This is a genomic window from Sporofaciens sp. JLR.KK001, assembly GCF_036941055.1.
Classification (GTDB): Bacteria; Bacillota; Clostridia; order Lachnospirales; family Lachnospiraceae; genus Sporofaciens.
In genome coordinates this window covers 275625-290132 of record NZ_JAYMNO010000003.1, presented here as the reverse complement: position 1 = coordinate 290132, position 14508 = coordinate 275625, and the positions used below count along the sequence as shown (strand labels likewise).

18 protein-coding genes and 1 pseudogene are annotated in these 14508 nt (G+C 45.7%); 8 read left to right on the top strand and 11 right to left on the bottom strand.

Annotation, left to right across the window (positions count from 1 at the left end; genetic code table 11):
* Positions 1–183: 183 nt before the first annotated feature.
* Both VSQ62_RS31665 and VSQ62_RS31660 read right to left on the bottom strand, forming a co-directional pair.
* Entirely contained in the window at positions 184–1593 is a 1410-nt protein-coding gene (locus VSQ62_RS31665; RefSeq protein WP_334638718.1) for a sensor histidine kinase, read from the bottom strand.
* Entirely contained in the window at positions 1583–2287 is a 705-nt protein-coding gene (locus VSQ62_RS31660; RefSeq protein ID WP_016220983.1) for a response regulator transcription factor, read from the bottom strand. Before VSQ62_RS31660 ends, VSQ62_RS31665 begins: the two co-directional genes overlap by 11 nt.
* Positions 2288–2768: 481 nt before the next feature.
* Between VSQ62_RS31660 and VSQ62_RS31650 the strand changes: the two genes are divergently transcribed.
* On the top strand, positions 2769–3539 hold the full coding sequence (locus VSQ62_RS31650) for an SDR family NAD(P)-dependent oxidoreductase (protein ID WP_334638717.1): 771 nt from the start codon (positions 2769–2771) through the stop codon (positions 3537–3539).
* 24 nt (positions 3540–3563) lie between these two features.
* Here the strand turns inward: VSQ62_RS31650 and VSQ62_RS31645 are convergent, their stop codons facing one another.
* A complete protein-coding gene (locus VSQ62_RS31645) occupies positions 3564–3911 on the bottom strand; it encodes a winged helix-turn-helix transcriptional regulator (protein WP_334638716.1) in 348 nt (115 codons plus the stop codon).
* Positions 3912–4037: 126 nt separating this feature from the next.
* Here VSQ62_RS31645 and VSQ62_RS31640 point away from each other — a divergent pair, with 126 nt between their 5' ends.
* Entirely contained in the window at positions 4038–4841 is an 804-nt protein-coding gene (locus VSQ62_RS31640; RefSeq protein WP_334638715.1) for an amidohydrolase family protein, read from the top strand.
* Here the strand turns inward: VSQ62_RS31640 and VSQ62_RS31635 are convergent.
* On the bottom strand, positions 4838–5215 hold the full coding sequence (locus VSQ62_RS31635; RefSeq protein WP_016220987.1) for a MerR family transcriptional regulator: 378 nt from the start codon (positions 5213–5215) through the stop codon (positions 4838–4840). The two genes, VSQ62_RS31640 and VSQ62_RS31635, sit on opposite strands and share 4 nt — an antisense overlap.
* Positions 5216–5296: 81 nt before the next feature.
* On the opposite strand from VSQ62_RS31635, the gene VSQ62_RS31630 reads away from it, so the two are divergent.
* Positions 5297–6085: an SDR family NAD(P)-dependent oxidoreductase gene (locus VSQ62_RS31630; protein ID WP_016222309.1), complete on the top strand. Its 789-nt coding sequence runs from the start codon at positions 5297–5299 to the stop codon at positions 6083–6085.
* 165 nt (positions 6086–6250) lie between these two features.
* A complete protein-coding gene (locus VSQ62_RS31625) occupies positions 6251–6490 on the top strand; it encodes a hypothetical protein (RefSeq protein ID WP_016222310.1) in 240 nt (79 codons plus the stop codon).
* 73 nt (positions 6491–6563) lie between these two features.
* On the opposite strand, the gene VSQ62_RS31620 is transcribed toward VSQ62_RS31625, so the two are convergent.
* Genes VSQ62_RS31620 through VSQ62_RS31610 form a run of 3 tightly spaced genes read right to left on the bottom strand, consistent with a single transcriptional unit; the run spans position 6564 to position 7276 of the window.
* Positions 6564–6830 carry a hypothetical protein gene (locus VSQ62_RS31620; RefSeq protein WP_155962289.1) on the bottom strand — a complete coding sequence of 89 codons (267 nt, stop codon included), beginning with the start codon at positions 6828–6830 and terminating at the stop codon, positions 6564–6566.
* A 49-nt stretch (positions 6831–6879) separates the two neighbouring features.
* Positions 6880–7062 (bottom strand): hypothetical protein, encoded by a 183-nt coding sequence (locus VSQ62_RS31615; protein WP_334638714.1) that lies wholly within the window; start codon positions 7060–7062, stop codon positions 6880–6882.
* A gap of 16 nt (positions 7063–7078) precedes the next feature.
* The gene (locus VSQ62_RS31610) at positions 7079–7276 is read right to left on the bottom strand and encodes a DUF4313 domain-containing protein (RefSeq protein WP_334638713.1); all 198 of its coding nucleotides are present in this window, start codon (positions 7274–7276) and stop codon (positions 7079–7081) included.
* A gap of 275 nt (positions 7277–7551) precedes the next feature.
* Between VSQ62_RS31610 and VSQ62_RS32580 the strand changes: the two genes are divergently transcribed.
* From VSQ62_RS32580 to VSQ62_RS31590, 4 genes are all read left to right on the top strand, one after another.
* Positions 7552–8145: a DUF6431 domain-containing protein gene (locus VSQ62_RS32580; protein ID WP_350339916.1), complete on the top strand. Its 594-nt coding sequence runs from the start codon at positions 7552–7554 to the stop codon at positions 8143–8145.
* Positions 8146–8234: 89 nt separating this feature from the next.
* Complete coding sequence (locus tag VSQ62_RS31600) at positions 8235–9503, top strand: DDE-type integrase/transposase/recombinase (protein ID WP_120397163.1); 1269 nt, start codon at positions 8235–8237, stop codon at positions 9501–9503.
* Positions 9503–10309 carry an ExeA family protein gene (locus VSQ62_RS31595; protein ID WP_120397164.1) on the top strand — a complete coding sequence of 269 codons (807 nt, stop codon included), beginning with the start codon at positions 9503–9505 and terminating at the stop codon, positions 10307–10309. Before VSQ62_RS31600 ends, VSQ62_RS31595 begins: the two co-directional genes overlap by 1 nt.
* A 12-nt stretch (positions 10310–10321) precedes the next feature.
* Positions 10322–10636 carry a DUF6618 family protein gene (locus tag VSQ62_RS31590; protein WP_016217795.1) on the top strand — a complete coding sequence of 105 codons (315 nt, stop codon included), beginning with the start codon at positions 10322–10324 and terminating at the stop codon, positions 10634–10636.
* A 406-nt stretch (positions 10637–11042) separates the two neighbouring features.
* On the opposite strand, the gene VSQ62_RS31585 is transcribed toward VSQ62_RS31590, so the two are convergent.
* The 4 genes and pseudogenes from VSQ62_RS31585 to VSQ62_RS31570 form a co-directional block, all read right to left on the bottom strand.
* Positions 11043–12080 (bottom strand): tyrosine-type recombinase/integrase, encoded by a 1038-nt coding sequence (locus VSQ62_RS31585; protein ID WP_334638737.1) that lies wholly within the window; start codon positions 12078–12080, stop codon positions 11043–11045.
* Positions 12077–12553 (bottom strand): annotated as a pseudogene (locus tag VSQ62_RS31580) (tyrosine-type recombinase/integrase); the annotation flags it as partial. The pseudogene VSQ62_RS31580 and the gene VSQ62_RS31585, both read right to left, overlap by 4 nt.
* Positions 12554–12691: 138 nt before the next feature.
* On the bottom strand, positions 12692–13201 hold the full coding sequence (locus VSQ62_RS31575; RefSeq protein ID WP_334638712.1) for a hypothetical protein: 510 nt from the start codon (positions 13199–13201) through the stop codon (positions 12692–12694).
* On the bottom strand, positions 13191–14447 hold the full coding sequence (locus VSQ62_RS31570; protein WP_286082842.1) for a site-specific integrase: 1257 nt from the start codon (positions 14445–14447) through the stop codon (positions 13191–13193). Before VSQ62_RS31570 ends, VSQ62_RS31575 begins: the two co-directional genes overlap by 11 nt.
* Positions 14448–14508: the final 61 nt, after the last annotated feature.

The following is a 14508-nucleotide window of genomic DNA, read 5'->3' as shown; positions in this document are numbered from 1 at the left end:
TTATATCCATCTTCCTCCTAGTGGTTTGCCAAAGACAGTATCTGCCTGATATGCATGCCTGGCTAAGTTTCCTGCGGATGCATTACTGCATAAAAAATAGATGACTTAGCTCTTAGCATAAATCATCTATCTTAGGCAGTGCTTTTCTGTATCTTAAGTTAACCTTAATTTATCTCTCTTAAGTTATGGATTTCCCAAAGAAAGAATAATCGTAAAACATGTTCCTTCACCTAATCTGCTCCTGACATCAATATTGCCGCCATGGAGTGTGATAATCTGCTTTGCAATCGCAAGTCCAAGACCGCTCCCTTCTGGTTTCTCCTTCGTGTTTGTCCCTCTGTAATACCGGTTGAAAAGCTCCGACTGTTCCTTTTCACTCATGCCTGTCCCGTTATCGGAAATACAGATCAGCACTTTCTTCTCTGCGCCAAAGTCTATGCGGATGGTCACTTCTGTTTCCGGCGGGTTATGCGTCAAAGCATTAATGATAAGGTTATTCACCGCACGGCGGAACAAGCCGATATCAAGACTGACCTGGCATTCCTGTATATTGCTTTCAAACCCAATCCTGCGGTTTGCAAAAGCAGGGTCATTTACAATATCAATGACCAGCTCTTTTAAGAAGCGGACAAGGCGTACCGTCTGCGGATGATATGGAACTGCACCTGAATCCAGCTGATAGGTCAGCTTCAGGTCATTCATCATTTTCTCTGTGTAATTCGCGCTTTTTAAAATAATCCCACCGTATTCCCGTACCGCTTCCTTATCAGGGGCAGGGGTTCCCATAAGCAGCTCCGCATAGCCTTTAATGGGTGAGAGCGGCGTCTTTAGATCGTGGGTAATATTTACAATCCATTCTCTGCGGAGCCGTTCCGTATCCTCCTGGACCTTATCACTCTTGCGGAGCTCTATATCCATCTGATTGATCGCCCCGTAGACTTCGCCAAACACTCCTTTTTCGGTCAGCGGAACATAGGAACGCAGGGAAATATCCCCGATACCTTTTGCGATCCTGCCAAGATGCCTGGTAAGCCAGAAGCCATACCAAACCATGAACAGAAAAACGAAGCACAAGATAAAGGAGATTCCCATGAGGAACAAAAACGAAAGCCGTCCGACATGCTCCCCGTTGTAATAAAGCATATGTTTTCCTATGGCATAAGGAAACCCGATCAAATAACTCCATGTTCCTTCAAGACTTTCATAACTGCTCACAAAAACTGTATATCCCTGCTCATAAGCACCCCCGGAAAGTGAAATCAGTTCAGACGCAGAGTATCTTGCCGGGTAATTCTCGGGCTTGTTGCGGGAGAAAACTTCCTGCCCTGTCTCATCAATGACCTGAAGCCACAGCCCATATTCATCCAGCCGTTCAAGCCCTATTTCTTCTATCTTGATCTCGCCGTTATCGTTCCCCATCCATATGGAAAAATTATCCGTAAACCGATTCGGCCATGAAGCAAGGCTTAAGCCCTCCGGCTCAGTGATTCCGAAAAAATAATAAAACATGCCGATTGCGGCAGCGGCAGCGATGAGAAGTAATACTGCCACGAAAATGAAGATTCGTAAAAATGGATTCTTTTTATTTTTCATATGGATTCACCAGTTTATAGCCTAATCCTTTCATCGTGATAATATATTTGGGCGCCGCAGGGTTTTCCTCTAATTTTTCTCGAAGATGACGGATATGCACCATCATCGTATTATCACACCCAAAGCTGTCCTCGCCCCAGATCGTTTCATACAAGCGCTCCCGGCTGATCACCCGTCCCAAGTTCTCCGCCAGATACCGCAAAATCTCAAATTCCCGCGCAGTCAGCCCGATTTCTTTTCCATTCTTCACAACCCTGCAGCCGTCAGTGTCTATCATCAGTTCGCCGATTTTAACAGAAAAATCCCGGATTGGAGCTTGCCTGTATTCTGCGCGGCGTAACTGTGCTTTTACCCTGTATGCTATCTCTTTCGGACTGAACGGTTTTGTAACGTAATCATCGCCTCCGACAGCCAGTCCAAGTATTTTATCCAGTTCATCATTTTTTGAAGAAAGGAACAAAACAGGGCAGTGGGAAAACTCCCGGATCTGTTTACACACTTCATACCCGTCTATATCCGGCAGCATGACATCTAAAACCATCACATCCGGCTCCATTTCCCTGCATGTGGTTACAGCAGAAAGCCCATTGTCAATTTTCGTGATATTGTAAAACCCCTCTATGTTTAAAGCCCTTTCCAACAAATCCAATATAGCCGGCTCATCATCAACAAGCATAATCTTATACTGATTCATTTAACAGCATCCTCCCACAGCATCATATTGTCCCAATTTAATCATCTCCTCCTTTTTGTACATAATAATATTACTATGCTCATCTTGCAATACCCACTTAATAGTAAAATATAAAATCAAGAGTCATAAATAACTATTGCTTTTAAGATAATATTCCGATAAAATTACGGTGATTCGACCTCCCCGCCAATCTGGAGCCAGTCAATATCCTGGTGATTGGCTATGCAGGGGAAAACTTTGCTGACCCAGAACGGCACAGCCAAACACGAATCCCTGTGAGCGAGCTGGTTTCCTACAAAAGCCTGTAAACCGTCTAACAGCACCAAGGGGTTATCCTCCTGGTGCTGTTTTTAAGAAAGTTCAAAAAGCGGGAAAACGATTGATAAAGTTAAGGCTGAATATATTCGGGCACATCAATAAATTTTGCACATCGGAGATACATCCAGATGTGAGTTTATTCCAACGCAAAGGAGAAAGCGAAGTGGACACTGTTTTGATTACAGGTACTACAAGCGGGATTGGAGCCGCTTTTGCTGAAAAATTTGCAAGAGAAAGAAATAATCTCGTTCTTGTATCAAGAAGTAAGGCAAAACTCCAGCGGCAGCAGGCAGAACTACAATCATGCTATCAAGTTTCGGTTGAATGTATTTCCTGCGATTTGGCAGAGAATGGGGCAACCGAGTTAATTGCGGACAAGGCCAGAGAACTTGGATTGTCTGTTGATGTTCTTATCAATAATGCTGGGTTTAATGAAACAGGATATTTTACTGACACGCGGCTCTCCGAAGAACTTGACATGATACAAGTACATATTAAAGTTTTGACAGCTTTAACAAAGCTGTTTTTGCCCGGAATGATAGAGCGTGGGTATGGACGAATCTTGAATGTGGGTTCTACGGGAGCATATATGCCCTGTCCATGCGATACGGTATATGCTGCCACAAAAGCCTATGTCCTCTCTTTTTCAAATGGGCTTTATCAAGAACTTAAAGGAACTGGTGTTACTGTTACTTGTTTGTGCCCTGGTGCAACAAAGACCCTTTTTGCAAGCAAGGCAAATATTGAGAACACACTGCTTTTCAAGCTCTTTGTAATGCAGCCAGAAGATGTTGCGTCCATCGGCTATAAAAGTCTGATGAAAGGAAGGCGATCAACAACTGCTGGTTTATATAACAAACTGCTGGTGTTTTTCTCTAAACTGCTTCCTATTTCTGTTATCAGCCCCATCGTTCAATGGATGTTCAAAGAGTAGAGGGCAACGATACCAGGTCTTGTCTCATTCGCTAAAAAGATTTTTTGAAATAGCAACTTGATAATTTGTTCCCCAATCGCACAGCGACTTCAAAACGGGACAGATACTCTCACCAAGTTCTGTCAAAGCATATTCTACTTTTGGTGGGTTTTCTGGGTAGACTGTTCTCTGAATGATTTTCTGATCTTCCAGTTCACGAAGCTGCTGCGTCAGGGTCTTGGTGGTGATCTTGCCTAGACACCGCTGCAATTCGTTGAACCGCACCGCTCCTTTGGAAATCTGCCACAAAATTTTCAGTTTCCACTTCCCGCTTAACACATTGAGACCGATCTCCATTGGGCATTGTTCCGTAACAGCGATTGATTTTGCCATAAATTTTCCTCCATAATGCACTATCAAAAAAGACACTACATATCAAAAAAGTGCGTACTTGTTCACCCTTCCTGCCTGTGATATGCTTGATCTTGTCATATAAGAGCAAAGAAAGGAATGGATACCATGATTGTAGACAGTCACCAACACGTTATGCTCCCCACATCCATGCAGATTAAGAAAATGGATGATGCCGGAGTGGACAAAGCAATCTTGTTTACAACGACCCCTCATGTTGAGAGGGCCGCAACTGCGACTTTGGATGCAATCGGCGCAGAAATGCAAGTGCTGTACCAACTCCTGTCCGGCAGCTATTCTCCCGAAACGCGAATATCAAAAATGAAAGACACCATTCTGGAGCTGAATCAGGCTATACGGACTGCGCCAGATCGGTTCTACGGTTTTGGCCCGATTCCGCTGGGGATTTCCGAACAGGCAACAGCAGAGTGGGTATCCCAACATATCATTGGGAACTCTTTCAAAGGCATTGGCGAATTTACCCCAGGTTCTGAAACGCAGATTGAGCAGTTAGAACCTATATTTAAGGCTTTGGAAGATTATCAAACTCTTCCCATTTGGGTACATACCTTTAACCCGGTTACGCCAAACGGCATAAAAGCCCTCATGGAACTGTGCCGGAAACACCCTGCTGTGCCGGTTATCTTCGGACACATGGGCGGCTCAAACTGGATGGATGTAATCGCCTTTGCAAAGGAGCATGGACAGGCATACTTGGACTTGTCCGCAGCTTTTACACCGTTGTCAGTCAAAACGGCCCTGACGGAAGTACCGGAAAAATGTCTGTTGGGTTCTGATGCGCCGTTTGGGGAGCCGCAGTTATGCAGACAGCTTATTGAATTTGTCAGTCCATCCCTTTCTGTCACAGAACTGGCTTTGGGCGGTAACATAGAAAGGCTGCTGCAGATTTAAGGCTCACCCTCCCGGCGACACTCAATCTCCTGCCGGTAAAAAGCGATTTTTTCGTCCAACATGGCCTCATGTTCCTGCAGTTGCCTGATCCGCTCATCCAGGGATTGGCGGTGCTGCATCAGCATTTCCATACGTTCGGAAAGAGTAACATCCCCTTTGGCCCGTAACGCCGCATATTTTTTGATTTCCTTAATTGGCATCCCCGTTGCTTTTAGACGCTTAATAAAAGCAATCCAGGCAATATCTTTTTCCGAATAGCGGCGGCGGTTGCTGGAGTTCCGTAACGGGATAATCAGGTTTTCATGCTCATAGTAGCGCAGGGTATGTATCCCCAGCCCCGTGGCCTTTGAAAATTCTCCAATGGAATAGTCCAAAAAACTCCCTCCATCCTCTTGACGTAGAGTTTACTCTACATTGTATGCTCTTATTATACTTGATGAATGGAGGAATTGCAAATGAAGCCAACAAAAAAATACACTGTTGTTACCGGGGCCAGTTCCGGGATCGGGAGGGAAACCGCAAAAGCCTTTGCGAATCGGGGGAGGAATCTGATTGTCGCCGCCCGCCGCACAGAAAATCTTGAAGCCCTAAAGCGTGAAGTCACAGAGCGGCACCCCACACTGGATGTCGTAATCAGGACTGTTGACCTGTCTGTGCGGGAGAATGTATATCAGTTTTATTCCGATTTAAAGGACTTCCAACTGGAAACCTGGGTCAACAACGCAGGCTTTGGAAATTACGACAGCGTGGCACAGCAGGACTTGGGGAAGATTGACACCATGCTCCGGCTGAATGTTGAGGCTCTCACTATCTTGTCTTCGCTGTTCGTTCGTGACTATAAGGACGTTCCCGGAACACAACTTATCAATATATCTTCGGCGGGAGGATATACGATTGTCCCTACTGCTGTTACCTATTGTGCGACAAAATTCTATGTCAGTACGTTTACCGAAGGGCTAGCTTGGGAGCTGATTGAAACAGGAGCAAAAATGCGGGCCAAAGTTCTGGCTCCTGCGGCAACAAAAACGGAGTTCGGGAAAAAGGCCAACAACGTGGATGCCTACGATTATGACAAAGCGTTTGGCACTTACCACACAAGCCGGCAGATGGCGGAGTTCCTGCTGAAGCTATACGACAGCGACAGCACTCTCGGCATCGTGGCCAGAGAGACTTTCCAATTTAAACTGCAGCCCCCGGTGTTCCCTTATGCAAACAGCTCTACTCATAATCAGAATCCAAACTAAGTAAGGATTTTTCCATTGAACGGCAGCCAGAGGGTAAGGTCTTTCCTTGCCCATTGACTGCCCATTCATGCTGAACAGTCCGCAGAAATTGTAGGTTCTACCATAATTCCATATACGTTTCATACCCATCTGGTGTTATTCTATGGGTGCAAGGAGGTGCTATTTATGAATTTCTATTCTGTATGCGATTTAAGAACCGAAACCAAAAACCTATGGGATAATCTTTCCGCAGACGGAGAAGTGGTCATTACCAACAATGGAAAACCGGCTGCCTTAATGATCAATATCCCTACGGACTGCTTTGACGAGGTCGTGCAAGCTGTCCGTCAGGCAAAAGCCATGATTGCTTTCAACAATATGCGAAGCAAAGCTGTTTCCCGTTATTTTGGTGTTGGACACCAATAAATATAAATACAAGCAAAAAATAACCCGCTAATCCGAATACTGCATAAACAGTATCGGATTAGCGGGTGTACTACTATTCCATCAATGTCTTCTGAACAATCTCTGATTCGAAAAACTCTTCAGAAAATTCCCGGCTCGATACACTATATTCTTCGTATATATCTACAAAACCGTATTTTAACTGATCTAATTCTACCTCTCCCAACCTATAATCCCGCTGAAAGATTTCCCATGACTCTTTTTTATTATCGCTTTGGTACAGCATATCGCCGGTTTTTATTTTTGATCCAACCATAATATAGATTACATTCAGATCCATTGATACCCCGACTAATCTCATACTACTGAACGCTTTCCATTCATTACAAGAATACAACAAAAAATATTGTTTAATCCTTATCATCCCCTTCCTGATCAAAAGAGAATAACTTTTTAAAGCATGCACCGCACATATTCTGGCCTATCGCAAAAAGCCCCCTATCCTCGCAAGACATATCCGGGAAAACATTCTGTATCAGATAAGGGGCGCCATCCTGATACTCCCGGTATTTTTGTGCCTCTTCCTTTTTCACGGTAAAGCAAAAATCCTTATAGCAGGCTCCGGTAGCTCACAGTAAGATACTCTTCATCTTCCCCAAGGGCTTCCTGCCACGTGAGATACTGCTCATAATTTTCATTTGTGCAATCCCTTAACACTTCCTCCCTGAACGAAAACTCTGGATACACCACATAACCAGACTGACGCTTTTTTCCGGTTCTTTTCCCGAACCCTTCTTCCTCCAGCACGTCCACTGTCGCCCAGCAAACTAAAGTTCCTATCTCCCGCACAAAAACATCGAATTAAAATCTCATCTTCTTAATACTGTCTATCAGAGCGCGCTGTAGGAAACGGCGCATTTTCCTCTTGACCATTCCTGCCTGTTCCGATATAGTTTTTTTGGAACAAAAAAAAGAGAAAGAACACCAACCTCCTACAGTTTGTTCTTTCTCTCACACCAGCGTGCCTGCCATATACGGGATCATGTCCCACTCGTGAGGCTTTGGCACTACCGACATATACTATGATAAGAGAAAACTCCCTATTTTGCAAGCTGATCCATATAAAAACTTCATCAAAAGCACTATTTGAGTCTTTCATGGTTGGATTCCGTCCCCATCTGCAGACCTGTCCCTTCTGTGGGGCAGCAGGCAGCTGCAAGATCCATGCCTATTATGACCGTTCCCTGGTGGATTTCATAGATGGCGCCCCTGTCCGACACAGCCTCTGCATCCTTCGCCTCATCTGCACCTGCGGCCATACCCATGCCATCCTCCCGGATTTCATCATCCCCTATTCCGGCTACGGCCTGTTCTTCATCCTCCGTGTCCTGGCAGAGTATTTCCTGCACCTCTCTACTATAGAGGGCCTCTGCAGGCGTTTCTCCATCACCCTTTCCCAACTGCACCGTTTTCTGGAACTCTTCCTGGTGCAGAAGGAAGAATGGCTCGGGGCACTTTCCTCTATGGAAGTCTCTTCCCTCTCCTTCCTGAAGACACTGTTCTCCCAGCCCTCCTATTCTGATTTTGCTTCCGCCTTTGTCCGCCGTTTTGCAAAATCCTTCCTCCAGTCCCATAAAAATCCGGCGTCTTACTGCCAACAAGTGTTCGGTCCCTGAACTGCTTTTCCACGACCACACGACCAGGCATGGTCTCCCTGAGGAAACTCCTTTATAATGGCAGAAAACCATTTAAGGAGGATATTTTTATGGACAACAAACAAAAGAACCTTTCGGACGCTGCCGCCATGGCACAGTTCCGGCTTGCCCTCATCGCACCGGTCATCCATGGCCTTTATCCTGATGCGTCCAGAAATGCCTATTACCAACGCATCACCGAGAACCCGCTCACCCTGCCTGATGGTTCCGCCTTCCGCTACAGCCCCAAGACTATCAGCAAGTGGGTGTCTCTCTACCAGAACGGCGGCATCGATGCACTTATGCCCCGGGAACGCTCCGACAAGGGCGGCACACGGGTCCTGACGGATACAGCCATCGAGGAGATCTACCGGCTTAAGGAAGCTTTCCCAAGGCTTAACTCCACGCAGATCCACCGCCACCTTGTGGAAGAGGCGTTCATCCCTGCCTCTGTCAGCGTGTGTGCTGTCCAGCGTTTTGTAAAGAAACATGACCTGAAATCGGCACGTAACCCGAACATGCGGGACAGGAAGGCTTTTGAAGAGGACGCCTTTGGGAAAATGTGGCAGGCTGATACCTGTTACCTTCCATATATCACAGAAGACGGCCTGCGCAGGCGGGTCTACTGCATCATGATCATCGATGACCATTCCCGGTTCCTGGTGGGCGGCGGGCTCTTCTATAACGACTCAGCTTATAACTTCCAGAAAGTGCTTAAGGATGCTGTGGCTGCACATGGAATCCCTTCTAAGCTCTATGTCGATAACGGTTCCAGCTACTCGAACGGGCAGCTTTCCCTCATCTGCGGCTCCATCGGAACGGTCCTTTTACATACAAAAATCCGGGATGGCGCATCCAAGGCTAAGATAGAACGCCAGTTCCGGACACTCAAGGAAACCTGGCTCTATACCCTGGATCTGGATTCCTTAAGCTCCCTGGCACAGTTCAATGGACTCCTTAAGGATTACATGCGCTCCTATAATACTTCCCTCCATTCCGGCATCGGCACTACACCCCTTTCCCGTTACCAGCAGACCCGCGCTTCCATACGGACACCTGCGTCCAGGGAATGGCTGGAGGAATGTTTCCTGAACCGCATTACAAGGAAAGTGAATAAGGATTCTACCGTCTCCATCGACAAGGTATCCTATGACGTCCCTATGCAGTTTATCTCATCAAAAGTGGAGATCCGCTTCCTCCCGGATGACATGTCCTCCGCCTTCATCCTTTACGAAGGGGTGCATTATCCCATCCGCCCTACGGATAAGAATGAGAACTGCAGGACGAAGCGCAACAATACACCTGGCATCGACTACTCAAAGTTAGGGGGTGGCTGTTGATGTTCCGTTCTTACTATGGATTGTCTTTCAATCCTTTTGACAAACAGATGGCCCGGGAAAAAGACCGTTTCCTTTCCAGGGACATCTCTGAGATGCTCTCCCGGCTGGATTACCTCAAGGATACCAGGGGCATTGGTCTGTTCACGGCACGCCCGGGCATGGGGAAGTCTTTTGGACTCCGCTGTTTTGCAAAGGGGCTCAACCCGAACCTTTACCATATGGAGTACATCTGTCTTTCCACCGTAAGCGTCATGGAGTTCTACCGCCAGCTCTGCTCTGTACTGGGAGTAGAGCCTAGAGGCGGCAAACCCGGGATGTTCCGGGCCATACAGGAGCAGATCCTCTACCTTTACCGGGAAAAGAAGCAGCCCCTTCTTCTGGCCGTTGACGAGGCCCAGTACCTCTCCACAGGCATCCTGGAGGACATTAAGATGCTCATGAACTACGGCTATGACTCCCTGAACTGCTTTACGCTCATCCTGTGCGGGGAACCGCACCTGAACAATACCCTGCGCAAGCCTGTCCACGAAGCCCTGCGCCAGAGGATCACCGTGCATTACAACTTTACCGGGCTCACAGATTCAGAAGTGGCGCAGTATGTACTCCACAAGATCTCCTGTGCGGGAGGCTCTGCCTCCATCATAGAGCAGGCCGCCCTTTCCGCTGTCCACAGCCATTCCCAGGGGAATCCGCGTCTGGTGGATAACCTGATGACAAATGCCCTTACCCTTGGCGCACAGATGGAGAAGAAAGCAATTGACACGGAAGTCATACTTGCCTCCGTCAGCAGCCAGAATCTTGGATAGGGGGTGTTGTTTTTGGAATACAGATGTTTTTTCAGGGATGGTTCCCGCATAGAAACCTGGACAGGGGAGATTATCCTGCTGCGATGGCGGCCTGGATGGTATGAAGCTGAGATGAATGGACGGGGGACATACTTCCACATCCTGGCCGGAGTGCATAAATACGGAAACTACCTGTGCATCCCGAACCATGATGTGGGATGTGAACTATCCGATTTTTCTGATATTTTCTGGAATGAGGGGCGGATCAGCAATCTAATGCGGAAGGTAGATGCCGTAACTGTTGCTGCCGGTTTGGCTTATCTGCCGACTCTGGCTGACAAACAATAAAAAATCCAAATACATCATGTGGCTATGGATCTCATAATGGGATTCATGGCCTTTCGATTTCGAAAGAAAAGCTATACCAACAGCGTGCTGCATTTTCGGCGGTATTATGCATTTGTAGACAGCACTGCGCAGTCAATGCGAAAAAGGTTGGAAAAATAATTTGCCGTTTATGTCTCCCTCAATTCGCCGTCCAACAGTCCACAATATCTATTCCCATATTATTTACATCAATGTAAGCGCAATTCCTTCCCGGTGCATCATCCAGGCAACAAGTTATACCGAAAAGTATCTTATCCCGAATTCTTTAATAAAGCCTTATAAATTGGGCTTTCTCATATAAAAATTCGGGATAAGATTTTCCAACCCGTTGCCAGTGCTCTTCTCAAAAATTCGGGATAAGATTTTTTTATTTCAATCCATACAGACGTTTCAATACAGCATCATCATTGACATCATACGGGGATTTTTCTGCAGAAACTCTTGGAAAATAATCACCCGTTGCCTCTTCCATGGCTTTACGCTTCATCTCTGTGTCAGCATGTGCGTAAATTAAGGTTGTGGAAAGATTTACATGCCCAAGCCATTGAGAAAGTGTTGTCAGATCCATCCCATGCTGATACAGATGCATTGCACGGCTATGCCTCCAAATATGCGGGTGGATTTTTTCTGGAACTTCCGGGCATATCATATGTGCCTTTTTTGCATATCCATTCATAAATGCCCTGATCGTATCATCAGATATTGGACTATATATGCTTTTGCGTATCGTATAAAATAATGCTTTTGGAGATCGTTTGGCCTCACCTGGATGAAATGCCTGCATATAGTTGTGGTAATGCAATACTGTTTTTTTCATAAGTGGAAGGGAACGGTATTTATCTCCTTTTCCATGCAGCTTTACCTGTGGAGCGTTTCCGAGACGGATATCGCAAATCCTCAGATCTATGACCTCCTGAATCCGGGCAGCTGTATCATACATTAAAAGCATAAGGAACTGGTCACGTACACCTTTTCTTCTTTTTACATCCGGTTGCTCCAGAAGAACTTTAACAGCATTCTCGCTCAGATAGTCAACCGTTTCTACTTTCACACCTTTTTTAAAAGGGATTGAAAATAAATCCGCCTGATAAACTACAAGGGAAGTGTCCCTCATTACCGCATAGCTGTAAAAAGACCGTAGGCAGTTTAATTTATGGGTTCGTGTTTTTATGCTGCATTTCTGGGTATTTTCTAAAAAATCAAGATACTCCGCAATCATTTCGCCATCTAGTGTGTCAAATGTGATATCTATCAACCGGATCTGTTTTTGATCTTTTGCGAAATCAAGCAGCTGGTTTAATGCTGTACGGTATGCTTTAACTGTATGACGGCTGCAGTTCCGCTTCTGCGGCAGATAGTCTGTCAGAAAGTCATGAATCAGTGTGTATAACAGATTTCCATTCATTCTTGCCATGGTTCCACCTCCGGAATGATCTCGGAAAAGGCTTCCCAGTCAATCCCCCTGTTTTTAGATAAGTTTTCAGGGAGGAGATGTACATAGTAAGCAGTCTCCTTCAAAGTATAATGGCCCATATAGGCTCTTAAGCGCGGAAGCATGGCATCCAGATCTTTCTGTTCGTCCAGCCAGCGGTTTACATTGGCAGTAGCAAACTGATGACGGAGGCTGTAAACCCTTACGGATGGAAGCTGCTCTTTGGGAACGCCTGGATTTATAGTCTGCCAGCATTTCTGGAACTGGCGGTTTAACCATTGGCCATCCAGAGGCCCCTCGGAAGATCCAGGGAAGAAATACGGATTATCTTCATAGAAAAACTGACGCATCTTATCATAACGTCTGCAGAGCATAAGCATATCATCAGACATGACGACAAATCTCTCTTTCTTCTTCTTTGTATTGGTAATGAGGATTTCACCTGTTTGAAAATTAAGGTGTTAGTCAACAAGTGTGTTGGTAACATTTATAGCACTATATATAGATGTTGGTAAACCCAAAATATTCATAAATATAGAGGTTCAAGTGATTGCATAAACCGCCAAACAGAGTTACCAACACAGTTATTGACTAACACCAAAATTAATATTCCTTCTTTTCAATTCCCTTCCCTCCTGCGGACGCAGCCCACAGGTGTAGATTAGGCGGAACAACACAGGAAGCATCTGCCGGGTATACGGAATCTTCTTGTCTTCCGGCAATGTATCAATCGCAGAAAACAAGGAAGATAATTCGCTATCTGAAAAAATATAGGTTTCTTTTGGCTTGGGATTCCCAAAATAACGGTCTGGCAATACATAAGCCTCCTGTCCGCTGATATTCATATACTGTGCCAACAGGCGGATGGCAGATGCCCTGCCTTTTATTCCTTTTGTATCGTTACCATCCTTAAGAACCCATGGCATGACTAGGTGTTCTGTAAGCTCCACGCAGTCTGGATGCTGCATAGAACAATACTTGTCAAAACTAAGCAGGGTTGCCGCATGTGGTTCCCGTGCATAACCAAGTGCATCCCTGGCATCCAGCATCCCCTTGATGTATTCGGCAAAACAACTGACGTAATCATGATTCATGGCCGTATCCCTCCAATGTGACTTCAATGCCAGAAAAGTCTAGGGCACATTCTTTCAAATGATAGCTGTCTAAGGAAATATACTGTTTTGAAGAATCCATACTCCGATGTCCAAGGATCTGTGCAGTTGTTGTAACAGGAACTTCTGCAAGGGTAAGCTCCTTCCCAAGTGTACGCCTCAGTGCATGGAATCCTTTCCCGTCATGGGCATAGCGTTCGATACCGGCTTTTTTCTGGTAACCTGACCAGAGATGCGTTAATGCCACTGTTTTGTTGAAGGGCAGATATGGATGCATCGCCCTCAAAAAAATAAATTCAGATGAAGAATCGGGCCTGCCATTCAAAATATATTCTTTTAAAGCTTCCCCTACATCAGGCAAAAGCGGCAGCACAAGGGGATTTCCGGTTTTCTTTTGAATGAGCCTGATTTCCCCGGCTCTCCAATCAATATCTGTCAGCTTCAGATGGATGATATCACATCCCCTGAGACCGTTCCTGGCACCGAGAAGAATGATTGCATAATCCCGTTTCCCCATAACCGTTGAACGGTCAATCTGGGCAACGGTCCTTTGTATTTCATCCTTTGTCAGTGGAGGGAACACCCTCTTTTTCCGTATAACAGGCAGTGACAGGACAAATTCATAAGGGATCTCCAACCCCTTCTCCGTATTCAGAAACTGATGGAACTTTTTCAGGAAAAGCTGAAGATCATGCAGGCTGCCTTCTGAGTATTTACCTGCCGCCATTGTCATAAACCCTGAAAAGCTGTGCGCATTTACATCCAGAGTATTATCTACTCCCTGACATTCCAGCCAGAAAAGATATTGTCTGACAGCCCATTCCATATCTTGCAGTGTTTTCGGATTAGCCGGCATACTCCAGTTCAGAAATTCCCGAAGCAGTTCTTCATTTGAAATGCTGATATGTTTTTTGGCATGACCGCCTGCTATAACGTGAGACAGTTCCCCACGGTTATAAAATTCTTGCAGCCTCGAAACAGCCCTTGTCTTGTTCAAATAGTTTTTCCGTACCATTTCTTCCCGCTCGTAACGGTTTTGTTGCTCCTGCCGGTATTGCGCCAATAATGCCTCATCATATTGAGGGCATTCATGTTCCTGAAAAAAATGAAGGATTGGACGGTAGTTATAGCTGTAATCTGACCAGACAGTGTGTGGTTGGACACCGTATTCAATTAATTTTTTGCATACCAGAGATATAAGCTCAGATATGTCAGTTACCTTTACCATGTTCATGGCCTCCTCATTATAATAGTCAGGCAGTAGCCTGCTGATTAGATTATTGAGGAAA